The 24,756-nt window shown below is 49.9% G+C and carries 21 protein-coding genes; 3 read left to right on the top strand and 18 right to left on the bottom strand.

What is annotated here, in order from left to right; all coding sequences use genetic code 11:
* The first annotated feature begins 100 nt into the window (after nucleotides 1–100).
* Nucleotides 101–943: an undecaprenyl-diphosphate phosphatase gene (locus BJP58_RS24005; protein WP_194540871.1), complete on the top strand. Its 843-nt coding sequence runs from the start codon at nucleotides 101–103 to the stop codon at nucleotides 941–943.
* 142 nt (nucleotides 944–1,085) lie between these two features.
* Here BJP58_RS24005 and BJP58_RS24000 read toward each other — a convergent pair whose 3' ends face one another.
* From BJP58_RS24000 to BJP58_RS23970, 7 genes are all read right to left on the bottom strand, one after another.
* Nucleotides 1,086–1,730, bottom strand: a complete 645-nt coding sequence (locus BJP58_RS24000) for an N-acetylmannosamine-6-phosphate 2-epimerase (RefSeq protein WP_374198216.1) — start codon at nucleotides 1,728–1,730, stop codon at nucleotides 1,086–1,088.
* A 29-nt stretch (nucleotides 1,731–1,759) separates the two neighbouring features.
* On the bottom strand, nucleotides 1,760–3,250 hold the full coding sequence (locus tag BJP58_RS23995) for a PTS transporter subunit EIIC (RefSeq protein ID WP_194540869.1): 1,491 nt from the start codon (nucleotides 3,248–3,250) through the stop codon (nucleotides 1,760–1,762).
* 224 nt (nucleotides 3,251–3,474) lie between these two features.
* Nucleotides 3,475–4,305, bottom strand: a complete 831-nt coding sequence (locus BJP58_RS23990; RefSeq protein WP_233354742.1) for a MurR/RpiR family transcriptional regulator — start codon at nucleotides 4,303–4,305, stop codon at nucleotides 3,475–3,477.
* Between the two features lie 205 nt (nucleotides 4,306–4,510).
* On the bottom strand, nucleotides 4,511–4,816 hold the full coding sequence (locus BJP58_RS23985) for a DUF4406 domain-containing protein (protein ID WP_194540867.1): 306 nt from the start codon (nucleotides 4,814–4,816) through the stop codon (nucleotides 4,511–4,513).
* Nucleotides 4,817–5,123: 307 nt separating this feature from the next.
* Nucleotides 5,124–6,023 carry a helix-turn-helix domain-containing protein gene (locus BJP58_RS23980; RefSeq protein WP_194540866.1) on the bottom strand — a complete coding sequence of 300 codons (900 nt, stop codon included), beginning with the start codon at nucleotides 6,021–6,023 and terminating at the stop codon, nucleotides 5,124–5,126.
* 223 nt (nucleotides 6,024–6,246) lie between these two features.
* Nucleotides 6,247–7,242 carry a Gfo/Idh/MocA family protein gene (locus BJP58_RS23975; RefSeq protein ID WP_194540865.1) on the bottom strand — a complete coding sequence of 332 codons (996 nt, stop codon included), beginning with the start codon at nucleotides 7,240–7,242 and terminating at the stop codon, nucleotides 6,247–6,249.
* The gene (locus BJP58_RS23970; RefSeq protein WP_194540864.1) at nucleotides 7,239–8,237 is read right to left on the bottom strand and encodes a Gfo/Idh/MocA family protein; all 999 of its coding nucleotides are present in this window, start codon (nucleotides 8,235–8,237) and stop codon (nucleotides 7,239–7,241) included. The genes BJP58_RS23975 and BJP58_RS23970 overlap by 4 nt, the downstream gene beginning before the upstream one ends.
* 275 nt (nucleotides 8,238–8,512) lie before the next feature.
* Between BJP58_RS23970 and BJP58_RS23965 the strand changes: the two genes are divergently transcribed.
* Entirely contained in the window at nucleotides 8,513–9,976 is a 1,464-nt protein-coding gene (locus tag BJP58_RS23965; protein WP_194540863.1) for a carboxylesterase/lipase family protein, read from the top strand.
* A 230-nt stretch (nucleotides 9,977–10,206) separates the two neighbouring features.
* Here the strand turns inward: BJP58_RS23965 and BJP58_RS23960 are convergent, their stop codons facing one another.
* The 11 genes from BJP58_RS23960 to BJP58_RS23910 all read right to left on the bottom strand — a co-directional run bounded on the left by BJP58_RS23960 (nucleotide 10,207) and on the right by BJP58_RS23910 (nucleotide 23,050).
* A complete protein-coding gene (locus BJP58_RS23960; RefSeq protein WP_194540862.1) occupies nucleotides 10,207–11,025 on the bottom strand; it encodes a carbohydrate ABC transporter permease in 819 nt (272 codons plus the stop codon).
* Entirely contained in the window at nucleotides 11,025–11,891 is an 867-nt protein-coding gene (locus tag BJP58_RS23955) for a carbohydrate ABC transporter permease (protein WP_194540861.1), read from the bottom strand. Before BJP58_RS23955 ends, BJP58_RS23960 begins: the two co-directional genes overlap by 1 nt.
* A gap of 53 nt (nucleotides 11,892–11,944) precedes the next feature.
* The gene (locus BJP58_RS23950; protein WP_194540860.1) at nucleotides 11,945–13,165 is read right to left on the bottom strand and encodes an ABC transporter substrate-binding protein; all 1,221 of its coding nucleotides are present in this window, start codon (nucleotides 13,163–13,165) and stop codon (nucleotides 11,945–11,947) included.
* 205 nt (nucleotides 13,166–13,370) lie between these two features.
* Entirely contained in the window at nucleotides 13,371–14,231 is an 861-nt protein-coding gene (locus tag BJP58_RS23945; RefSeq protein WP_194540859.1) for a transporter substrate-binding domain-containing protein, read from the bottom strand.
* 214 nt (nucleotides 14,232–14,445) lie between these two features.
* Nucleotides 14,446–16,413: a methyl-accepting chemotaxis protein gene (locus tag BJP58_RS23940; RefSeq protein ID WP_194540858.1), complete on the bottom strand. Its 1,968-nt coding sequence runs from the start codon at nucleotides 16,411–16,413 to the stop codon at nucleotides 14,446–14,448.
* A gap of 457 nt (nucleotides 16,414–16,870) precedes the next feature.
* Entirely contained in the window at nucleotides 16,871–18,091 is a 1,221-nt protein-coding gene (locus tag BJP58_RS23935; protein ID WP_194540857.1) for a sn-glycerol-1-phosphate dehydrogenase, read from the bottom strand.
* Entirely contained in the window at nucleotides 18,088–18,855 is a 768-nt protein-coding gene (locus BJP58_RS23930; RefSeq protein WP_194540856.1) for a glycerophosphodiester phosphodiesterase family protein, read from the bottom strand. Before BJP58_RS23930 ends, BJP58_RS23935 begins: the two co-directional genes overlap by 4 nt.
* Before the next feature lie 26 nt (nucleotides 18,856–18,881).
* Nucleotides 18,882–20,198: an ABC transporter substrate-binding protein gene (locus BJP58_RS23925; RefSeq protein WP_194540855.1), complete on the bottom strand. Its 1,317-nt coding sequence runs from the start codon at nucleotides 20,196–20,198 to the stop codon at nucleotides 18,882–18,884.
* Between the two features lie 61 nt (nucleotides 20,199–20,259).
* Nucleotides 20,260–21,093: a carbohydrate ABC transporter permease gene (locus BJP58_RS23920; RefSeq protein ID WP_194540854.1), complete on the bottom strand. Its 834-nt coding sequence runs from the start codon at nucleotides 21,091–21,093 to the stop codon at nucleotides 20,260–20,262.
* 30 nt (nucleotides 21,094–21,123) lie between these two features.
* The gene (locus BJP58_RS23915; RefSeq protein WP_194540853.1) at nucleotides 21,124–22,002 is read right to left on the bottom strand and encodes a carbohydrate ABC transporter permease; all 879 of its coding nucleotides are present in this window, start codon (nucleotides 22,000–22,002) and stop codon (nucleotides 21,124–21,126) included.
* The gene (locus BJP58_RS23910) at nucleotides 21,995–23,050 is read right to left on the bottom strand and encodes an ABC transporter ATP-binding protein (protein ID WP_194540852.1); all 1,056 of its coding nucleotides are present in this window, start codon (nucleotides 23,048–23,050) and stop codon (nucleotides 21,995–21,997) included. Before BJP58_RS23910 ends, BJP58_RS23915 begins: the two co-directional genes overlap by 8 nt.
* Nucleotides 23,051–23,412: 362 nt before the next feature.
* On the opposite strand from BJP58_RS23910, the gene BJP58_RS23905 reads away from it, so the two are divergent.
* Entirely contained in the window at nucleotides 23,413–24,174 is a 762-nt protein-coding gene (locus BJP58_RS23905) for a DeoR/GlpR family DNA-binding transcription regulator (RefSeq protein ID WP_071221931.1), read from the top strand.
* Nucleotides 24,175–24,756 lie beyond the last annotated feature (582 nt).

The raw sequence follows: 24,756 nt of genomic DNA, 5'->3' as shown, positions 1-24,756 counted from the left end.
GGTGCCCGCTGAAAAGTTGAAGATTGAATCACGCACTTCATGCCATTCATCATTCATATCATTACATTTAATATTTTTTGTAAGGGAGAGACTATAGGTCATGGATTTTTTAACCATCCTGAAAGCAATTATTCTGGGAATCGTCGAGGGACTGACCGAGTTCGCTCCTGTATCCTCAACCGGACATATGATCATCGTTGATGATATGTGGCTGAAATCCGAGGAGTTTCTGACGAAATACGTAGCCAACACCTTCAAGGTTGTCATTCAGCTTGGCTCCATTCTCGCCGTCCTCGTTGTGTTTAAGGACCGCTTCCTGGATCTCTTGGGACTCAAACGCAAAAAGCCTGAAGCCGGCGTACCGGCGGGTACAGGCAGATTGAAGCTCAGCCAGGTTATCGTCGGTTTGATTCCGGCCGGTGTTCTGGGCGTCTTGTTCGAAGACCTGATTGACGAGCATTTATTTTCCACCGAAACGGTGCTTATCGGACTTGTGATCGGAGCCGTCTTCATGATCGTTGCCGATAAAGTCAGCTCGAAAAAAGAACCGAACGTGGTCACTGTCGACCAAATTACGTACAGACAGGCATTCAGCGTCGGTCTGATTCAGTGTCTGTCGCTCTGGCCGGGCTTCTCCCGCTCCGGCTCCACCATCTCCGGAGGCGTCATGCTCGGAATGAGTCACCGCGCAGCGGCTGACTTCACCTTCATTATGGCTGTGCCGATCATGTTCGGAGCCAGCTTGCTGTCGCTGCTGAAGAACTGGGAATACTTCACGCTGGAGGCTCTTCCGTTCTTCATCGCCGGTTTCGTGGCAGCCTTCGTCTTCGCCTTGATCTCCATCCGCTTCTTCCTGAAGCTGATTAACCGGATCAAGCTGGTGCCGTTTGCGATCTATCGGATCGTGCTCGCTGCTATTATTGCGTTGGTGCTTTATCTGTAAAACCACTCGTTCATGTATATTGAATGCACAAGATTGAAAAAAGGCGGGGCTGTCCCTAAGTCATCCTCAATGACTTTGGGGACAGCCCCGCCTTTTATTAAGGGTGCGCGGATAGCTATCGTACAACTGTATGCCTCTTTTGTTATAGAATTTCGTTTACCGCATTCGAGAACCATTTCGTGATGATTTGCGGCCTTGTTATGGCACTGCCTACAACCACACAATAAGCTCCCATTTCGATCGCTTTTGCCGCCTGCTCCGGTGTGTTGAAGTTGCCTTCTGCAATGACTGGCTTCTTACACTGCTTAATCAGTTCTTCCAGCACAGTGAACTTCTCCACATGCTGGGACTGCGGTGTATAACCAATAAGGGTCGTTCCAATGTAGTGGAACCCCAATCGATCTGCTCGCACCCCCTCTTCCGTTGTGGAGATATCCGCCATGAACTTCTGAGAAGGATATTTTGTAAAGATCGATTGCAGGAATGCCTCATCCTGATCCATCGTTGCTTGCACAGCAATAATCTCAACCCCCGTACCAACAAGCGCATCCACTTCGGTCATGGTCGCTGTAATGAACGATTGCATGCCCGGATAGTCTTTTTTGATAATGCCAATAATGGGCAGCTCAACTTGCTTCTTTATTTCCTCGATGTCTTCAACGCTATTCGCACGGATCCCCACCGCACCGGATTCGGCTGCCGCAATGGCCATACGTCCCATAATAAATGAACTATGCAACGGTTCGCCTGGCAAAGCCTGACATGATACAATTAATCCTCGTTTCACAATATGTTCCCTCCATGCCATATCCTCTTTTATTCTTCTCCAATAGCCTCATTTATCTTTTGTTTAATTAAGTCGGCTTTTGCGCCAAATACAGCCTGAATCCCGCCTTTTACTTCCAATACTGCAGTAGCGCCCAGTTCTTTAATTGTATCCTTATCTACTTTCGATACATCTTTGACTGCAACGCGAAGTCTCGTAATACATGCATCGACATCTTCCAGGTTCTCCTTGCCACCAAGCGCATTCAGCACTTTCATCGCGGTCTCTCCAATGCTGTCCTTGGTTTCGACCGATACGCTCTCCCCATCACTTTCACGTCCAGGTGTCGCCACATTGAATTTCGCAATTAAGAAGCGGAACACAAGGTAATAGATGATAGCCCAGAAGAGCCCCACAATAATGACATAGATCCAATTCGTTTTGGCATTCCCCTGCAGAACCCCAAAGAGCATGAAGTCGATGGCCCCGCCAGAGAAGGTATTTCCGATACGAACGGATAACATATCCGCGATCATAAAGGATAGACCATCTAGAGCCGCATGAATCACGTATAACCAAGGAGCGACGAATAAGAACATAAACTCAATCGGCTCCGTAATCCCTGTCAGGAACGATGTCAGCGCTGCACTAAAGAACAAACCAAACACAAGTTTGCGACGGTGCTTCGGAACGCAATGATACATCGCAAGACAGGCCGCAGGAAGACCAAACATCATCGTAGCAAAACGTCCTGCAAAAAAACGGGTTCCTTCGGAGAACATTCCAGCATGATTCGGATCAGCCAGTTCGGCAAAAAAGATTTTCTGCGCACCCACCACTTGCTGACCTGCAACCGTGGCGACACCGCCCAGCTCTGTGAACCAGAACATCGGATAAATCATATGGTGTAGACCGACAGCACCTGTAAGACGAAGCAGGAATCCGTATAAATAGGTACCGAAATATCCCATTCCGGCTATAGCAGTCCCTGCCGCTACCAGCCAGCCTTGAAATGTAGGCCAGATTAAGAAGAAGATCCCGCCTACGAAAATAGCACTAAACGATGAGACGATCGGAATAAACCTCGAGCCTCCAAAAAATCCTAGAAAGGAAGGTAATTGAATCCCCCGGTATCGATTGTTCAAATAAGTAACCAGGATACCAATGACAATAGCCCCTACAACTCCGGTGTCAATGGATTCAACGCTTGGATTAAATACCGTGATCATTGCACCAATCGATGCATTCATAACCAGGAACGAGACGGCCGCCGCCAGCGCAGCAGTACCTTTATCTTTTTTCGCTAACCCCACGGCAAGACCAATACACATGATTAGCGCTAAGTTGGCAAACACAACATTGCCGGCTGCCGACATAATTTGAAAAACAGCTTGTAAAAACCGCGTATTCAGAATCGGATATGCAGCAATCGTATTCGCATTCGATAAGGCTCCCCCAATCCCAAGCAGCAAACCCGCAGCAGGTAGGATTGCAATCGGTAACATAAATGACTTACCAAGCTTTTGCAACTGTTTAAACATGGATTTTCCTCCTAATGGATCAATCATTGTATTCCATCGCGATATGTCAATTCTACATCATGAAATTATTTTAGTAAATATAATTTCACTAAAATAATTTTATTAATTGGTAATTACTCTATGACACTTAGTATGAACAATGGCAATAAAAAAACCTGTGTCCCTCCAGTAGACGCAAAATACGTCAACTTCTGAGGTTCACAGGTACGATGAAAGCTTTATTTTTAATCCATTCGATTATGTTCAAGAATCGTATTAACTGTAATTTGCATCCGACTATTTAAATCCGGATCCGCAAGTAAGATCATGCATAAAATATCTATCGCATACATGACGGAAAATTGACTGTTTACAAACCTTTCTTTATCAACAAACAATGTATTGGAGACCAAAATAAAAGAGTCCACTTGTTGCGCCAGCGTACTTTCGGAGAAGCTGGTCAGACAGATGACTTTGCACCCATTATTCTTTGCAATTCTAGTTGCGTCGACAATAACAGACGTTTCCCCTGAACTGGAAATCGCAATAACGAAATCATTCTCATTCAATATCGAACTATTGATCAGCATTAAATGAGAATCCGTAATACTCTGCACATTGAAGCCCATACGCAGCAAGCGAAGCATCATTTCCTTCGCTGAAAGTCCCGAGCTCCCGATTCCGTATATGTAAATTCGCGCTGCGCTCTTAATCGCTTCAGCAAGTCGATGCAAATATGTAATGTCCAGTAATTGATTCGAACGCTCAATGACCGTCTGATAGAATTTTGATACTTGAATGAGAATATTGTCCTCCGCCGAAGGAGCCGTCGCAGTACGAAGCCTGCCCAACTGAACCTTCAATTCGGCAAAATTATTGCAACCAATCTTCTTGCAAAAATGCGTGATTGTCCCATTCGAGACACCGACATGGTTCGCCAGCACAGATATATTCATGTTATTAATTGATTGACCTTCTTGAAGAATATAATTCGCTACCAACTGTTCTTTCTTCGAGAAAGTCGGATATAACTGCTGAATAACCATATAAATATCCATTGAATCCACCACCGCCATTTGGGAATTATAACAAAAAAAGCATATGGATTCAATATCATTGCCATGGGCGTGAATGCTAGTGCCCATCCTGAATCCTAGTTCGTAAAAACGGGTATACAGAGAAAGATATCGAGCTCGTTCGGAAGACCGTTTTTTAGTAAACAAACGTCCGATCTGTCCGTCAACGAATATCATAAATGCGGGGGCTTCGAGGAGCAGACTACTACAGTTGCTCCTTTGAATAATACCGTACCTTCTTACCATGACTGCTGGCGTATTCAATCTCGGCCCGAGTGCTGTCTCCAATATAGCCATTCACATCGATTACAAAGATTTCGTCCGACCTATCGATTTTGCGGAAGTGCAGCTCTTTAAGCTGGCGCTCCTGCTTCCCCGTGATCTCCATCCCGTCGCTCTGCTCAAAAAAACCGACACTAAGAACGATATGTCCGCTTAACGTAAGCGCAGCTTCGACTTCCCGAAACTGTGCTTTAAACTTGGTCGATCCGCATAGCGTTATTACGTGCATGGTACACCTTCCTTTTGGCAAATAGATGCTCGTTTTCTTCAGAAATATCGTATACAAGAAAAGATGCGGATAATAAGAGTTGTTTCTAATGCGCTGAAGCTATCTATGATTATCATAATGATAGGGATAATTGCTCAAGACCATCATAGGAGTAAATATGATGCAACGCAACCATTCATCCATGGAGAAAAAAAGAAGAAGCCCTCCGATAAGGAAGGACTTCTGCCTAATGGTTGTACGGGGAATCCCCTATCCATCGACGATCCAGGATTCATTCATTTCCATAGCAGCGTGAACCCCCTCCACCTCACTCTTCAAACGATAAATTGGTAGGCTCCTCCAGCAGCTCATAGTGAAGATCGAGGTTCGTCGTCGGTACGCTAAGTTCCGCCTCTTCAAAACGGAGGCTGTCCAGCCACACCTCGCCTGCCCCCATCAGCAGAACACCGATCGAGATCGTGGCGCTCTCCTCGGGTACGTCGAGCACGATGGCGTAGTGATTCCAGTGTGTACTGCCCACAATGCGCCGATCGTTCATATTATCGAACTGAAGCACGTCCTCCGCACGGTTATCGACGCGCATCCACAGTCCGCAGTATTCTTTGACGTTCTCGGTTTTGACAAATCCGGAGAACCGCATCCGCTTGCCCGCATACTTATCGGCTTTGAATTGCTGCATCATGGTCGCAAAAGCGCCAGCCTCCATGGGGGTAAGGGCTTTTAGGTAACCGGAAGTCCTTCCTTGGTGGACGATGGAACGATCGACGCCGATTTCATAATCATGCGGGTGGCTTCCGCTCAGAAACCAGCCTTTTAATTCGGATTGAGATTGCTGCTGCATGTGATCCTCTCCTTTATAGTGGCTTGAGTGATGAGCGTGAACCGCAAAGATTTTCCGGTAACGCCCCGGCGGCATGCCGTATAATTTTTTGAATGCTCTCGTAAACGACTCCTGACTCTCGAAGTGGCAGTGCAGGGAGATGTCGATAATCGCAGCCTCGGAGTGCAGCAGAAGCTGTGCTGCATAACAGAGTCTTCGTTTTCTAAGGTAATCCGCGATGTTCATACCGACCTCCTTCCGAAACAAGCGGTGGAAGTGATATGGCGAAAAACCGGCATGGGCCGCAATATCCGCGAGGGTCAGCTGCTCCTCCAGATGCTGCTCCATGTACGCTATGCTTTTTTGGATGATACGCTGGGTACTCAAGGTCAGGCCCTCCTTTGTTATTAAGAATACCAAATGGAAGAAGGACGTTTTTGATCTTTTTTGCCAACATCAAAAAGCCCCTTCGATTACAAAGATCGAAAGGGGCTTTTGCCATGATATGATTCTCATTATGGATCCCGGGAAAGGCTTCCTGCGTGTCGTCGACGGCGACACCTAACCGAGCGTGCATCCTGCTGTACGGCTATAGCCGGAAAAATCGCATTTACCCCAGCGGTTTCAGCTGAACGGTACGCTTGGTGCTTGCGGATTCATACGCTGCAATGGCTACACGGGCAGAATAGTACCCGTCTTCCCCTGTTATTTCGACCGGCTTGCCGTCGCGAATGCTGTCGATAAAGCTGTTGACAAGACCTGCATCCATATCATCGCCCCAGAAGCTCCACGCAGCTTTACCAGTTACATCGCTGTAGACATCGTTCTTCTGGGCAAAAGAATCAATGTTCAGCACACCCTTGGTGCCGATGATCTCAAGCGTTACGTCTCCCCAGGTCGGGAAGGTACGATTACGGGACCAGCTTGGGTCCAGTACAGCAACAACGCCATTCGCGAATTTGACGTGGACCATGCCGGCATCGTCAATCTCCGTGTCATTGAAGAGTGTTTCCGCATGGGCGTACACTTCCTCTGCCTTGCTGCCGGTAAACCAGTGCATCAGGTCCATCACATGGACGGTATGGTCCAATACGGCTCCGCCGCCCGATTTCTCCCGTTCGATAAACCAGCCGCCAGGCATGCTTCCCCGGTTGGTTCCCTTCATGGCCAAAATCTCACCGATTTGTCCCGCGTCAATCGCTTCCTTCGCCTGACGAACGGAGGTAATATAACGGCAAGGAAAAGCCGTCATAAGCTGAACGCCATGATCCTTGCACACTTGAATCATCTCCAGCATCTCGGACTCGGACAAACCTAATGGCTTCTCGCACAGCACATGCTTACCCGCCGCAGCGGCAAGCTTGGTAAATTCTGCATGTCGTGCATTTTCCGAACAGATGACAACCGCATCCAGCTCCTGTGCCAGCAATTCATTATAGTCTGCATAATACGGGATTCCCCGGTCCACAGAGTAAGGACGCACGCGCTCCGCGTTCTCATCCGCGACTCCGACCACCTCGACATCATCCCGCTTCAACATGCCTAAGAGATAACTCGCTGCATGCATATGGGCAAAGCTAATAAAGCCTACTTTAACTTTTTTCATGAAACTGTCCCTCCGATCATCACGGGCTGTCCAGTCTGAGCCGATTGCTCCGCTGCCTGAGCGATTTCAACGGCATAACAAGCATCCTTGATACTGACGAGCGGCTCGCTGCCGTTCCGGATGCAATCGATAAAATGCTGCACCTCGTAATAATATGGGTCATACAAGCTTGGGCTTGAAGGAACCTGTACGGCTGCTCCCTCTCCTGCCTCCGCATTCACCAATTTAATATCCAGAGACTGCACCTGATTGCTATCAAATCTTATGATTCCTTGGTTTCCCGAAATTTCGAACTGCGTCGTAAACGGTCCGGGATATCCCCAATAGCCGGTTAGACTCGCGATTGCTTTATTTTTAAAATGAAGCGTAAGCTGAGCATACTCCATCTCAGGCACATCCCGCTTAACAGTGGAAGCATATACCGACTCCACTTCCCCGAACAGCCAGCAGGCAAAATCGATATCGTGAATCAAGAGGTCCATGATAACACCGCCGCTCTTGCCCGGATCGTTATACCATCCATCCATGCCCTGCGGATACGAACCGTACCGCTTAAAGTGAGCCATCTTTGGTGTTCCGATGCTCCCGGAGTTGGCCTGCCGATAGGCATCATGATAGTTCGGGAAGAATCGAACGACATGTCCGATAAACAAGCGGACTCCATGCTTTTCGCAGGCTGCCCTCATTTCCAGTGCGTCCTCCAGGGTCAATGCAGCCGGTTTTTCGCAGATGACGTGCAGCCCTCTTTCAGCTAACATCAGCACAAACGGTTTATGGAGATAGGTGGGCAGACACACCGCAACCGTTTCCAAATCTTTTTGTTCAAACAGCGACTCTACATCCGTGTATGCCTTCGCCCCAGTCAAAGCTGCTGCCCGCTCAGCCCGCCCGGCGTTAATATCAACCACGCCTGTCACCGTTACTCCCGGCATTTTCGCCAAATTGTGCGCATAGGCTGTCCCCATCGTTCCGCAGCCCAAAATCGCTATGTTCATGCTTATCCCTCCAGTATACCTTAATGACTTGGACCAGAAAGTGATACCGTATTCGTTGTCCACGAATACGACTCACCCTGTTACATTCTTCATGTGACATGACATTCCTGCCTCAATTTCGCATGATTCGTGCTTTTTTGAACTTATGCCGCTAACTTGATAAAGTGTATATATAGAGTAGTAAAAATCTTCTATATGACGCTTCAGCCATTATGAATAACATTCGAATAGGGTCGACAGGAAAGATCCACAGATAGAAAGGGTGTAGAGTGAACATGTCAGAACTTGTCGTTCAAACGAAAGCCGGGCGTATTCATGGCAGTTCGGAAAACGGAGTACGCGTATGGAAGGGAATTCCTTATGCGAAGCCCCCGGTTGGCCCGCTTCGATTCCGTGCTCCTGTGCCCCCCGATCCATGGGACGGGATAAAGGATACCACGGCCTTCAGCCCCATGTGCCTTCAACCGCTTGAATCCACTTCAAGCATGCTAGGCGGAGGCGTTACCAAAACCGTGTCCGAGGATTGTCTCTATCTCAATGTGTGGGCACCCCTGAACACGCCAGCGGAGCCGCTGCCGGTCATGGTATGGATTCACGGGGGCACTTTCGTCACAGGCTCAGGCAGCTTGCCAAGCTATAACGGCACGCCTTTCGTACTCCGGGGCGACGTGATTGTGGTAACGATCAATTACCGGCTGGGTCCGCTCGGCTTTCTCCATCTCTCCCCATACGGCGAAGCCTACTCCTCCAATACCGGTTTATTGGACCAGATCGCTGCCCTGGAATGGGTGCGGGACAATATTGCGGGCTTCGGCGGCGATCCGGAGCGGGTTACCGTATTCGGAGAGTCGGCCGGCAGCATGAGCATCGCAGCCTTACTTGCAATGCCGGCAGCCAAAGGGTTGTTTCACCGGGCTATCATGCAAAGCGGCGCTGCCCAAGTCATGGCTCCGGAACAGGCAAAGATGGTAACGGCAGGTTTGCTTAAGGAGCTGGACATAACGCCTGATAAGGTCCATGAGCTTGAATCGCTCACAGGTGAGTTAATATTCGAAGCCGGAGAACGATTGAAGAAACGTTTTGGCTCCGGCGTCAGCATGATCTTCCAGCCGGTGCTGGAACCGGGCACTTTGCCTCATGATCCGCTGCAGGCTGTTCAATCGGGCTGGGCCAAGGACGTGCCGATCCTGATCGGCACAAATCTCGATGAAGGCGCCTTGTTCTTCCGGCCGGACATGCCGCTTGTGAAGGAAGACGATCTTGTACGCACCGTTGAAATGATGACCGGTATCCAGGATGCCGCGCCTATCACCAAGGAATACCCGTACAGCATCGACGGACATGCCCAGATTATGACTGACCTGTATTTCTGGCGTTCGGCCCTGCAATTCGCTTCCGCTCAGAGCAAACACGCGCCGGTATGGATGTACCGATTCGATTGGACGCTGCCAAATCATCCGGTTCTCGGCAAAGCGATGCATGCCCTGGAGATACCGTTTGTATTTAACACCCTGGCGCTGTTTCAGAACATCGGTGTTCAAGTCGATGCCGCCACGCAAGCCCTGTCCAACCGGATGCAGGATGCTTGGATATCATTTGCGCGCCATGGTTCGCCGGATACGGAGGCGCTGCCGTGGCCAGCTTATGATCCGGCATCGCGCTCAACGATGATATTCAACAACGACAGCAGGATCATCGAGGACCCGGATGCGGAGAAACGGAACATGCTGCAATTATAAAATGGACGAGCCTTAAGCAAGGGCCCTTTCGCGGGAGGGGCTCCTTATAACAGCAAAAAAGCTGTACTCCTGGCATGACATCATGGACATCATGCCGGAGTACAGCTTTTTGTTAATTTTAGCAGGCCGCACATGCACATACACGACTAACCTCTGGCGTACCTCTATCCTACAGCATCCGGTTCAGGCTCTGTCCGTCGAAGTAAACTTGGATCGGACCGAGCCGCTCCTTATTTCACAGCTCCCTGCGTAATGCCATTGATGATCCACTTCTGGGCGAACAGATAAATGATGATCATCGGCAGCATCGCCATCAGATATGAAGCAAAGGCCAGATTGAAATCTGTATTGAACTGCCCCTGGAAAATATACTGCACAAGCGGCAGCGTGTAGGAATCCGTATCGCTGATAATGATGAGCGGCAGCAGGAAGTCATTGTAAGTCGAAAGGCAGATCAGAATGCCTACCGTCGCATTGATCGGTGCCATAATCGGGAATATGATTCTCCAAAAGGTTCCCCAAGTCGACGTGCCGTCCACCCGAGCCGCTTCCTCCAGCGCAACCGGAATGGATTTAATATAACCAACATACACAAATACGTTAAATGCCAATGCATACACGGTATGCAGGATGGTCAACCCGACCAGGTTCGTCATATTGAACCCGGCTGTCAGCTTGACCAGCGGCAGCATAATAATCGGGAACGGAATGAACATAGCGCTAATGAAATAGAAGTATAAACCCTTGAAGAACTTCCGGTTCATATTGCGGGCAATGGCATAAGCGACAAGCGAATTGGTCAGCAGGGTCAGTACCACCGTTGCCGTCGTTACCATCGCACTATTGCCCAGCGCGTTGAAGAAATTGGTCATTCGAATGGCATTCGTAAAATTCTCGAAATGAAGCTCCTTCGGCAGGCCGAACACGGAAGCCAGCATGTCCTCCGGCGTTTTGAGCGCAATCGTGATTGTCATATACAGCGGGAACAGGATCAGTATCGTCCCCAATGTGATGAGAATCATCACCGTCCAGTTGGTTTTCGTCCGCATTACATGTCCCCCTCTCTTCTCTGCAGGAATCGAATCTGCACAATCGATATCGTGGCAATCAGGATGAAGTAGATCACGGAGTTCGCGGATTGATAGGCAAACTCCCCTCCCTCGAAGCCGCCGGTGTAGATCAGATGGGAGATGGACTGCGTGGCCCGGCCTGGACCGCCGTTGGTAAGGGCGACGATCTGGTCAAAGACCATCAGGGAATTCTTCATCGCAAGCACCATGTTGATCGTAAAGAATGGCGCGATCAGCGGAAACGTTATTTTCCAAAATTCCTGCCAGCGGTTCGCCCCATCGAGGTTGGACGCCTCGTACAGTGTTTGAGGGATAGTCTGGAGCCCCGCGAGATACAGGATCGTGTTATAAGCTATGCCCTGCCATACCGCTACCACCACGATACCGATCCAGGCATGCTGTTCACTGCCCAGAATATTGGTGGACAGCCACTCGATCCCCAGGTTTTGGCCCCAGATGGTGAACACATTCGAGAACAGATAGTTGAAGATGTAACCAACGATCAGCACACTCAGAATATTCGGAAGAAAGTAGATGCCTCTGAGGAAATTCCTCGCTTTGATTCTGGCATTTAGCCCCATGGCAATCAGCAGACTGAAGATGTTGATCAGGATGGTTACCACGACCGCGAATTTGAATGTGAACCAATACGCATTGCCCACGTTGCCGTCCTTGAGCAGATTGATGTAGTTCTTGAATCCGATGAAATCGAAGTTATCGCCGAATCCATTCCAGTTCGTGAAGGAGTAATACACCCCCTGCAAGGCCGGCAGTGTCAGAAATACGAAGAACAGCACGACCGCTGGCACGGTCATCAAATAATAAGGCATAAGACGCTTGTTCATGTTGGGTCCTCCTCAATGCTCATGGATATCGTGTCACAGCGTTGATCGCTCCGTTAGCGTCTGTCCGCTACCTTGTCCCATTCGGTGTCCAGCTTCTGTAGATACCCGTCAATGTCCCTGTTCTGGAGGAAGGATTGGATCACCGAGTTCAGCTGCACAGCGGCAGGAATATAGTGATCGGCAAAGTCGATAACTTGGCCCCGCTCCAGATAAGGCAGCAGCTCTGCAACGGCAGGATCATCCTGCGTTACGCCCTCAACGGTCGAGAACAGCGTTTGCTCCGTAATATATTGCTTGCTATTCTCAGGCTCCAGCAGAAACTGAATGAAACGCTGAGCCTCCTCTTTATGCTTCGAATCCTCGGAAATAGCCAGTAGAGTATCAACGCCCGAAATCAGTTTATTCTCCTCCGGATGATCGCCGGTTGGCAAAGGAAAGAAGCCGATCGGCGCATCCGGATTGGCCTTCCGGATTTCCGGAATTGCCCAGGTTCCCTGGATATACATGGCCGATTCACCCCTCGCAAACCCCCGGTTGCCGTCCGCGTAGTTCTTGCCGAAGTTATCCCCATGGCCATAGTCCATCAACGCGAGCTGCTTCTCCGCAATCTCTCGATACTTCTCGGCAAACGTTACCGTGCCTCCCCGGCGATCCATGTAAAACTCTATGCCTTCCAGATTGGATGCCAATGCGTTAAACGGCAGCACCGTCTGCCAATCGTCTTTATAAGTGAAATAAAACGGGATTATCCCCGCATCCTTGGCCTTCTGCGCCGTAGCTAACAGCTCGTCCCAGGTCTTGGGAACGCTGAGCCCCAATTCCTTGAAAATTTCCGGATTGTACATGACGCCGTTAGCGTTCGTTGAATAAGGAATGCCTGTAACCTCGTCCATCCCCGCTACGTCTTTCAGCATCTGAACATAGGTCTCATCCACCTGACTCAGCAGCGGATTATTCGTCAAATCCATAAATATGCCGCTTTGCGCAAGCAATGAATACGTATCGGTTGCACCCATGCCGATAATGTCAGGAATATCATTCTTGACAACTCTTGTCTTGAGTACGGTCTCCGCATCCGGCGGATTCACCTGAACAACCTTGATCTCGGACTGGGATTGATTAAATTTCTCAATTAGTGCGTCAAAGGAGCCCTTAGCCTCAGGCTTATTCTGAAAAAATTCAATCTGCACGCGTCCCGATTCCTCTTTTGCACCGCACGCGGCCAGCATCAATACCATCACCAAACACGCCGCGATCCTTGTACCAAGCTTCATGGTCTGCCCCCCATTTCATATCCTGATGTAGTTTTGGTCAAAGTCCATGTCTATTTACTACCCTTTTTGCTTGGTTGGTAAACCTCCCGGACGCCGAGGGGACGCCCTCTTCACTTTATTGGACAAAACAAAAAAGCCAGCAGACCAGGCTCTTCAGCCTGGTCTGCTGGCAGGGATTGGCTATCTGCTCATAGCCTGATTCAACCTACTCCAACCATTTTTTATGAATGTCCGCAAACTTGCCTTGCAGCTTCATTTCGTCAATCCACATTTCCAGATAGCTTGCATATTCAAAGTCGCCGCGAGGAATCATGTAGCCTTTTTCACTGTTCGTGAACGGCTTATCCGTCAATGCAGCATACAGTCTGGAATCTGCTTTTGCATACGTAATCGCTTCGATCGTATCGGTAATCATCACATCATACGTACCGTCAGCCACCAAATGCGGGATATCCAGATTATTTGGAACGACAGTCACATTAGCTTTCGTCAGATGCTCGCGTACGAACACCTCGTTCGTTCCGCCCGGATTCACGCCAATGCGAACCGAAGGTTTGTTAATGTCTTCAATCGTCAGGTATTTGTCCTTGTCTTCAGCACGAATCAATGGGGCTTTACCGAAGGAAATGTACCCTTGGGATACATAAGCCGTTTTTTGTCTTGCCGTGTTGCGGGTAACGCCGCCCACTGCGATGTCGAATTTATCAGCCTGCAGGTCTTTCATCATGCTGGACCATGTGGTGTTGACGTAACGAACTTCCACGCCTAGATCTTTACCGAGCTCTTCCATAGCGTCAACGTCATAACCTTCATACTCTTTTGTAGCAGGATTTAAATATGTAAACGGTTTGTAATCCCCTGTCATACCAACCCGAATGTAGCCTCTTTCGATAATTTCGTCGAGCTGGGAAGCCGATTGTTTCTTAAGTTGTCCGGGTGCATTGGTCGAAGCTGATTTAGCGGATACCTCCGGTGATGTGAGCACTTCGTTTGCAGCAAAACCCGTTGCCACCAATGATAAGCTGACTACCCCTGCTAGTAATACCTTTTTCCAATTCTTAGCCATGTCTTCATTTCCTCCAGTTTTCATCTAGTTGTACATCGTGATGCCCCTTGGTTGGCAGCGGCATCGATCTGCCTGAAACACTCTGATCATCGTCTTGCTGGTACTTACTGGTACTTTCCGTGACTTACTGCCTTCCTCGTTACGATTGGAGCCTCTTTTCTTCCAGGCATCCCCCTCTCAAGTACCCATACGTGCGGTCCATACGAACGGAATGTTAAAGCCTGAATTTGGCAAGCTCTTTGCTAAGCTCCTGAGCGACCGTCTCCAGATGTTTAACGGAGTTCGAAATTTCCTTGATGGTTGAGATTTGATCTTCCACTGCGGCAGACACATTTTGGGCGTCGCTGGAAGTCAGATCTGCGATGGATTTCAGCTCTTCCACCGAAGCGCTGACCTGTTCGGATCCCGCCGACATTTCCTCGGAAGCTGCCGATACCTCCAGAATGTGGTCAGCCACGTTGCGTGTCGCACTCAAAATGTTATCGAATTTCTCGCGCACCTCTTCAATCAGCGCAATTCCATCCTGTACATCCTTCCGGCTTACGTCCATCACCTGTACGGCGTTAATTGTGTCCTCGCGGATTTCCGTTATCAGCTTCGCGATCTGATCGGTCGATACCTCGGATTGTCCAGCCAGTTTCTTGACTTCTTCAGCCACGACTGCAAAACCGCGTCCATGCTCGCCTGCTCTGGCTGCTTCAATCGAAGCATTCAAGGATAGCAAGCGAATCCGGGAGGTCACTTCCGTGATGAAGCTCAGAATCTGCTCGATTTCGGAAGAACGCTCATTCAAGCGCTCAATTGCCGTGCCGACCTTGGTCGTGCCCGCGCCGATGTTGCCGATCTGCTTCACCGCTTGTTCAACGACAACCGATCCGGTCTCCGCTTGACTTGCCGCCTCCTGTGCAGCTTCAGATACCATGGAGGACGTTTCGGCTATTTTGACGATCCCGCTAGCCATGTCACTCATCGATACGGCGATTTCGTTGGAGCTTGAGGCGTGAGCATTCGCGCCGCTGGCAATTTGACGAATGGAGGCGCCGATACGATCCACGCTGTCCATAGCCGTCTCCACCCCGCTCGAAACGGTCTCCGTTACCGACATAACTTGTCGGGAGGAATCATTCACACCGAGGACCAGATGTTTCAGATGCGATACTGTCTGGTTAAAATCGCCGGAAAGGACGGCAACTTCATCCTTGCCGCTAACCTGAATGGTCTTGGTCAAATCGCCTGCCGCAACTTCCTTAACTGCCGTGTTGAGCCTGCGGATCGGCCGGACGATCTGTGCCGTGAACCAAACCGCTGCACCGGCGGAAACGACCAGCGCGGCAACGGAAATAATGACTAACGTAACCGACATCTCCGTGATCGGAGCATTCAGCTCCTTGGTCGGTGCCGTTACGAATATGCCCCAATTCAAATTGGATGGCGCATAGGCAGCCGAGTACTTGGTACCTTCCAATACATAATCGAACTCGCCAGGTGCGCCTTGACTGACCTCCTCGTAGGCCTTCGTTAATTCCGCACTATTAACCTCCTTCACAGTCATTTGTAGAACAAGTTCCTCTTGCGGATACCACATGAACGTTCCCGCTTTGCTCAAAAGAAAAGCGTATCCGGTGTCTCCAAAGGTTTGGGAGGATACTTTTTTCTGCACCTCGTTGATCGGAAGCGTAGAGCCCATATAACCGTACTGTTTTCCATCCTTCATCAACGGAATGATCATCGTTACAATGTTGTTTCCCGTACGCTTGGAAAGCACCGGCTCGGATACAACCAGCTTGCCTTCTCCCTTCCCGGCTTCCTGATAATGGACGCGATCGGACACATCGGTCACCTCGCCCAGAAAGTTAATGACGTTCTTCCCCGTCAAGTCGTACGAGAAGAAGAAGGTCTCAAATTCCGGGTTCACTTCCTGTGCAGCCTGAATCAACTGCAGATCCTGCTCTTTATTCCCTGTTATAAATTTCCCCACGCTCTCAACCTTGGCAATTTCCACGTCAAGAAATTGATCGATCTGAAGCGCCAGCTTTTCTGCTCTAAGCTGTGCTTCCTTGTCCAAGCTCTCCTGCAGTAAGTCAGATGACCGGTTGTAAGTTACGGCAAAGACGGATCCAAGACTGACGAGCAAGAGCAAACAAATCATTGTAATCATTTTTTGCTTGAGACTCTTAAGCATGCTGATAACCCCCCCAAAAAAATAGTTCCTGGGTCCTATCCGATCATTCGTCCAAAATTTTTGCAAGTGCTCTTTTTTCTGTAAGGACTTTCTCTCTACAAACAAAAATGAACAAATCACATCGAAAAATCATGGTATAAAATGGTGAAATAAGACTCCACTTTATTAGTTATCGGTAGGGTATGTTCGTTTTTTGAGAGGTTAATGAGACATTTTACACAATTCGACATTAACGTGAGAGAGCGAAAATCCAGGAGTTCATCTAGTTCAAAAGATTTAATATATATAAATACTTTCATACATCTTTAGTCCCTGCCAATATATAGCGGGATTTTCCTGAGTTTATATGGAACGGAGGAATAGGAGCACGGCTAAGATAAGAGCAAAGAAGGCTGTCCCCTATCAAGCAGAATAATCCGCTTTTAGGGAACAGCCTTATTTCATTGCATGAGGATTCTTAATTTACGAACAGATATCCTTGTTCATTGTAAGCATGGAGCAGCGTGTACCGGCTGTTTCGAACCTTGTGAGCCTCACCCAGGCTCCGCTTTAACAATTCGCTCTTGATCGGAAGCTCCGACACTCCAGCCGGTCCGCCGACCGTTCGCATCATATCAGCCAGCTCTGCCGGCTCCGGGATTTGCGTTATATGCAACCGGATTTCATTCCAGTGCTGCGTGATCCGAAGTGCAGCGTCATCCGCACCCTGGGGGGCGCCTTTGTTCAACTCAAGCCCCTGTTCCCCGAGACGGTGATACAGCTTCGAGATTTCCACGCAAGCGGCACCTACCTTGGCACCGTGCAGCAGCTGCTTCTCCCCCAGCCGGATAAACTCCATCTCCCAATAGTGGGACAGATGATGCTCCGAGCCTGAAGCCGGATGGGATTGACCGAACAGCAGCATGGCTAAGCCGGATTCGACGAGCGCACCCATTAAGAGGCGCACCCCCTCCTCGGTTCGCTCCGCAATCTGTTTCATCCCTTTCACGCACTGGTTAAGCGCAGATCGCGTAATATCCGCCGAGATTTGCAAATAGGGTTCATCGGCCACCAGGCTTCCGAATTTCCAGTCGAACAGGGATGTATACTTGCCCAGCATATCCCCGAACCCGGCTGCGGTAAGCTGTGGGGGAGCCGACATGAGAATATCGACGTCCGCAAAAATCGCGCTCGGTCCAATGGCCGGAATCGTCTTTTTCTCCCCTCGTATAATGATGGGTGCTCCCTTGGAATTAAATCCATCCACCGAAGCGGCCGTGGGTATGGAGATGAACGGAATACCCGCGGTATAGGCAGCATACCGGCTAATATCGTGAATCGTTCCTCCGCCTACCGCCAGCACCGCCTTCGCCCCGCTTTGCTGGATATCCAGTATGACCTGAATCAGGGAAACCTCATCCGCGATAACATCTCCCTTCCGGTCCGGATGAAGCCTGGTGACTTGGACCTGAATCGAGGATTTCGTGAGCAGGCTCGCAAGTGGCTGGCCCGCTACGTCATAGGTATTGCCGTCGACGACCATCACCACCGAGGTCCAGCGTTTCGTCTCAAGGTAACCCGCGACCTCGCGCAGAGCTCCGGACTGGATCCGAACCAGCTCCACTTCATCCAGATTCGAAAGCTGCCTAGCAGGTAAGTCCGCCGCCAAACTTCGGACATTCGATAAAATGGAGGTCATATCGGCGTGCCCTTCTTTCCGATCACAGCCATCGCCGGCAGCGGGTCATTGCAGGTCATGCCGGTAACCCCGCATTCCAGCGAATAGCGGACACCCTCCTCATCGTCCGGACAATAGCTCCAGACCAGCAGTCCCTGCTCCTGAAACCGGGCAACGAGCTCCGGCGTAAGCAGCGGCATCTCCACGCCGATTGCCCACATCTTGGAGTAGGTTCCATCCTCGCCGAGGACAAATCGGGACATTTTCTCGCCAGGAAAACCCTGGGTCTTCAGTCCATGCGTATCATGAATATGGGTCAGAACTTCTGCATCGAAGCAGGTGAATACACAGCGCTGCAGGTACCCGTATCGGTTCAGCACATCAATCGCCAGGTCTGCTGCCTCTATAGCATCAGGGCTTGGCTTAATCTCCACGTTGCACAGAACTTCGGGATATTCCCGGAGCAGTTCGCATAGCTCCGCAAGCGTCGGGATCTTAAATCCCTCAAACTCCCGAGCGAACCAGCCGCCCGCATCGAGGGATTTCAGCTCTGCAAGCGTATAATCCCTCACCTCGCCGGCGCCGCTCGTCGTGCGCTGAACCGTTGCATCATGGATAACCACCACTTCCTTATCCCGCGTCAGCCGAAGATCAAACTCCAGCATATCTACCCCTAACTCCAGCGCCTTGCGAAAGGCCAGCAGCGTATTTTCCGGATAAGCTGATTTATACCCGCGATGTGCAGCCACCATCGTACAGGATGGTTCCCGTAGTCGTTCGATCATATGTCCTGCCACTCCTTTACCAGTTGTTATTGGGCCAAAATCCGTTCCGTCTCTTTCTTGAAGGTATCCAGCGTAGCCGGAATATCCTTGCTGTCGTACATGATCGCTTCCATAGCCGAGAAGAACTCATGCATAATCTCCGGCCATGCTACGTCCTTATTGGTATCGGTCGCAAATTCCAGCTGATCATAGGCGACTTTGCGGTTCGGTTCCTTGGCCCACAGCTCTTGGATCTTCTCCGACTCTACCATCTTCTTCGTGAAAGGCAGATAACCGGATTGCAAAATAAATTCAAGACCGCCTTCCTCTTCCATCTCCATCCACCGGATGAACTCCCATGCCGCTTCCTTGTTCTTGGAAGAGGACAGCATCGTCACATTCGCGCCTCCGGTCGGATTCGCATATACTTCGTCCTTAGGCAGGAATGCCGTCACGTAATCGAAATCCACCGCGCTGGACAGCCCGCCAATCGATCCCGTCGATTGATACATCATTCCGACCTTGCCTTCCACAAACATGCTGTTCACAATGTTGCCGGAATCCTGAGCCGGCGGATAATACAAGGCGCCTGTGCTTTGCAGGTCTTTAAGGTAAGTGAACATCTTGGCGCCTGCGCCGTTATCCCCGAAGCCGATCGACGTATTATCATCGTTGAAAAAAGTGCCGCCAGCCTGCGAGATCATGGCAATCGGATACCAAGTGTCATAAGGCATCGTAACGCCGTAGCGCTTATACTCGCTGCCTTCCTTAACCACCAGCGCATTGGCGACCTCCTTCAGCTCCTCCCATGTGGTCGGAATTTGAAGACCCTGCTCATCCAGCAATGTTTTGTTCACATGCAGAATCGGGGTGGAACGGTTCAGCGGCAGCGATACTAATTGATCATTGAAGGTGGAATGTCCCATCAGTCCCGGCGTAAAGTCGTCAACGCTGATGCCAGAGCCTTCTAGATAAGGCGTCAGATCTTCAAGCACTTCCGAATCGGCGAACATCTGAACGTAGGCTCGCTCCAGCATACTGACGTCCGGACCGGTATCGGATGCTATCGCTTGCTGCAGCTTGGTTACCGTCTCGTCATAACTTCCCTGGAAGGTGCCTATCACCTCGATATCCTCATGGGATGCATTAAAACGCTGGATGAGCGCGTCCATGTATTCCCCGTTCTTGCCGCCCAGCGAGTGCCAGAACTGAACCGTGGTTTTCCCTTTGTCTCCGGACGGGGCTTCGGTTCCCCCGCTGCCCGGGGCTTCGCCTGGATCACTGGAAGTTCCCCCGCCACCGCATGCGGCAAGCAAACTGAACAGCATGATGACGGATAGCAGTGTATACCATTTGGATTTCATATGACTCATTCCTCCATTAATTATTCGATTATGAATTGCTGAACCCTGTCATTTCCTGTAATTATTTAATGCCTGAATAAACAAAAGCCTTCACGATGTGTTTCGAGCAGAATACATACACAAGCAGGATCGGCACCACCAGAATCACATTCCCGGCCATAATGATATGCCAGTTGCTGATGCCCTCAGTCTCCCTTAGCATGGCGATCCCCAGGGTCAGCGGCCGGACAGCAGCAGAATCGGTCATGACGAGCGGCCAAAAATAGTCATTCCAGTGGCTGACAAAGCTGAACAGCGCAATGGTAGCCAGTGCCGGCTTCGACATGGGAATCATGATTTTTCGAATGATTTTGAATTCACTCGCATTATCAAGGCGGGCCGCTTCAATGATTTCCTCCGGAATCTGCATGAAATATTGCCGCAGCAGGAAGATGCCGAAGGCATTCGAGATGAACGGGATAATCTGCGGCAGCAGGGTTTTGACCAATCCCCAATCGGCCATCATCAGATAGACCGGAATGAACGTCACCTGGCCCGGGATCATGAAGGCCAGCAGGATCATGCCGAACAGCAGCGTTTTTCCCGGAAACTTATACTTGGCAAATGCGTACGCGGCCGGGATCATGATCAGGAACTGCAGAACGATGATGGATCCCGTGACAACAACCGAGTTCCTGAAATAGGTCAGAAAAGGACCTGCCTGCATCGCCTCCGCGAAGTTGCCCCACTGCGGCGAGGCTGGAATCCACGTTGGCGGAAACGTCATCGTTTCCCGGAATGTCTGGAGCGAGGTGGAGATCATCCACAGAAACGGGAAGATAAATATCATGAGCACCGCGGCTTTCAGCAAATAACCTAGCATTGTCCATACGATTTTTAAGTCAAAGGTCTTCAAACTGTGCCTCCTTTCTGCATGGCCAAAGCCTTATTGATAATGGACCTTTTTGGACAGCAGCCGGAAATAAATGAACGTGAGCAAACCGATAATGGCCATAAGCACAACGCCTGTCGCGGCCGAATAACCGATATTGGTCGTCCGGAAGCCGTATATGTAATACACAAGCGTAGTCGTTGCATTATTCGGTCCTCCGCCTGTCATCACCTGAACGGTATCGAAGACTTTGAAGGAACCGATCGTCATGATGATCAGGATAAAAAACAGCTGCGGCGAAATCATCGGCAATGTGATTTTATAAAACACCTTGAACCTGCTGGCATTATCCAGCGCCGCCGCTTCATAAATGCTTGGCGATATGCTCTGCAGGGCTGCCACGATAATCAAGGTGTAATAGCCGATAGCCTGCCAGACCGATACGATAATGACGGAAATCAATGCGGTCTTGGAGCTTTGCAGCCATGCGGACGGCGGGAGTCCCACCAGCTTGAAGATATAGTTGAGAAGTCCTTGATTCGGCTCCATCAGCCACAGCCAGACCAATGAGATCGACACAATCGAAACGACGTGCGGCGTAAAAATCCCGGCCTGAACGACCGAATTGAAACGCCCCTTCTTGTTAAGCCATACCGCAATCAGCAAGGATAGCAGCATGGTTAGAATAACGACGCCGACTGTGTAGATGGACGTGTTCCAGAGCGCTTTGTAGAAATCCCCGCGGCCCAGAATCTGGGTGAAATTGTCCAGTCCGACAAACTTGCTCTTATCCTTGTTCATCAGGTTGTATTTGAACAGGCTTAAGTAAATCAGATAACCTACCGGATACATCACAAACAGTATGATACCAGCCATGGCCGGCGCGATCAGCACATAGGGCCTGATCCCTTCCCAGATCCGCTTCTTATCCATGAGCCAGCCCTCTCAGCCGCTCCATGAACTCCCTATAGCGGACGTCCTGCGCTTCGATCCGGTTCTCATCCGCTCCGAAGAAAAACAATTTATCCGCCGGTACGCCGAGATGTACCTCCTGATCGACATGGAACTGGTCATCCTGACACTTCACCATGAATGCCTGGCCCTCCGTTGTCCTCACCTGATAAATCGTCTCGGATCCCAGCATTTCGCGCGTGATGACCTCCCCCTTGGTCGTATAATGAAACGACTCCGGTTCTGTGCCGATCACGACGCTCTCCGGACGGAATCCGAATGTGGTGCGATCGTCGCCAAGCGGCGCAATGTTCATGGGGGGAACCCCGATAAACTGGGCCGCAAACAGATTGCTGGGCTCCCGGTACACCACTTCAGGCGGCGCTTCCTGCTGTATGATGCCTTTGTTCATAAGGACGATGGTGTCTGCCATCGACATGGCCTCGATTTGGTCATGGGTCACATAGACAAAGGTCGTTCCCAGCTTCTTATGCAGCTCAATCAGCTCGATCCGCATCTGAACCCTGAGCTTGGCATCCAGATTGGACAACGGCTCATCCATCAGGAAAACGGACGGATTCTTAACCATCGCCCGGGCCAAAGCCACCCGCTGCCGTTGTCCGCCGGACAAGGTGGATGGCTTGCGATCCAAGTAATCGTTCAGTCCAACGGTTGCCCCTATAGTCTCCACCAGACGTGTACGCTCGGCTTTGGGAACCTTGTTGTTCACGAGACCAAACTCGATATTCTCGCGGACCGACATGGTCGGGTAGATCGCGTAATTCTGGAATACCATGGCCACGCCGCGTTTACCCGGCGCAATGCGCGTAACATCCTTGCCATCGATAAGAACGGAACCGGAGGTTTGAGGGTCAATGCCCGCGATCATCCTTAGGAGCGTTGTTTTCCCGCAGCCTGACGGACCGACCAGCACGGTGAATTTTCCGTCCTCGATGGTAAGGTCCAGGTCCTGTATGACGGTTTGACGATCAAACGACTTGCTTACTTTCACAAATTCAATGGATGCCAAGAGCGATCCCCCTCACGAAAGTGTAATGATGCTGTCATGACAAGCGAATAATAAATGAATCCATAAAAATGAAATCCCTTACATGCATCTGATAATAAGTACGCACCAAATGCACATGTAATGATCACTTTTGTTCATTTTTATTTAATTCGATTGTAGATGTGCAATATTAGGAGAGTGTTAGACCTTCGTACGGATTTTGTAAATTCGCTTCGCATCAAGGGATTTAACATGGCATTAACATACTGGGAGTACACTAGATAGACATGGAATCCTTAAGCATAAAAGAGCAAAAGTGCGCATTGTATGTACAAACGTACCTGCACAGCTCATTGTCTATTTAGGAAGGGAGAAATTATCGATTGCTAGCACATGAACGAAAGAAAAGGATTATTGATTATGTAAGGCAATACCGAACAGCAACGGTTGCTGCGCTGGCATCTGAATTCGGTGTTCACACGGCAACCATCCGCCGCGATCTGGCGGAGATAGAACAGGAAGGCGCTTTGAAACGCACGCATGGCGGGGTCATCATGGAGCAATGGACGCATAACGAGCCGTCCTTTAATGAGCGAACCAACTTTCATCGGGACGAGAAAATACGCATCGGTCAGCTCGCGGCTTCTCTCGTGGAAGACGGGGAGAATATCATCATTGATTCGGGAACAACCACCCTTCATATTGCAACGCATCTTGTGCACCGCTCGGACATTACGGTCATTACGAACGATATGAACGTGGCCGTCGAACTTCGCGATGCTCCGGGCATCAAAGTCATCCTGACCGGCGGGGAGCTGTACCCCTCGAGTTACATGCTAAACGGCATGTTTACCGACCATGTGCTGAAATCCCTGCATGTCGAGAAAGCATTTATCGGTACCCCTGCCCTGCATCCTCAGCATGGCCTCATGCACCCGGAAGCGCTGCTCGTCCCGGCCAAGCAGAACATGATTCAGGCCGCAGGTGAAATTGTCGTTGTCACCGACCACAGCAAGATCGGCAAACTGTCTCTGCACACGGTCGCCCCCAACAGCGCGATACATACTCTTGTCACCGGCACTGAGGCTTCCGACTCGGATATCAAGCCGTTCCAGGAACGGGGCATTACCGTGTACAGAGTTTGAGGCTTTCACACTTTGCATACCTTCATACTTTGCATACATTGCATATCTTGCATACCTTGCATACTTTCATACTTTGCATACCTTGCATACTTTCATACTTTGCATACTTTGCGTACCTTGCATACTTTCATAATTTGCATACCTTTGTGTACCTTGCATCTTTTGCATACCTTTGTGTACCTCAGCATTCCTTCGCACACCTAGGCATTCCTTTGCGTACCTTTGCGTACCTCGGCATTCCTGAACTTCTTTCAGAACACACATAAGGCACCCCTAGGGGTGCCTTATCAAGCTGCTGCTTGCTGGCAGCTTGTTTATTTATATTCCACTGCTATGTTTCCCATCCATGCCCGCTCTTTTTTCGCCATCCCCCCGCTTAGACCAAAAGAAATAAGCAGATAATTCACTGAACGTCCAAAAATTACGATCGCTATTTCGTTCAATATGTCCAAAAATACGATCGCCATATCATTCAATATGTCCAAAACTCAACGGTCGACAGTCGATCCAAGCATGCCCCGGGCCACGTACCGTGCGCTCAGGGAGCAGTGCGCACGATGTACTTGTTCTTTGGTATAAGAA

The organism is Paenibacillus sp. JZ16 (assembly GCF_015326965.1).
In the GTDB taxonomy this organism is placed as follows: domain Bacteria; phylum Bacillota; class Bacilli; order Paenibacillales; family Paenibacillaceae; genus Paenibacillus_AQ.
The sequence above is the reverse complement of the archived record's forward strand: the minus strand, read 5'-3'. Positions and strand labels throughout refer to the sequence as shown.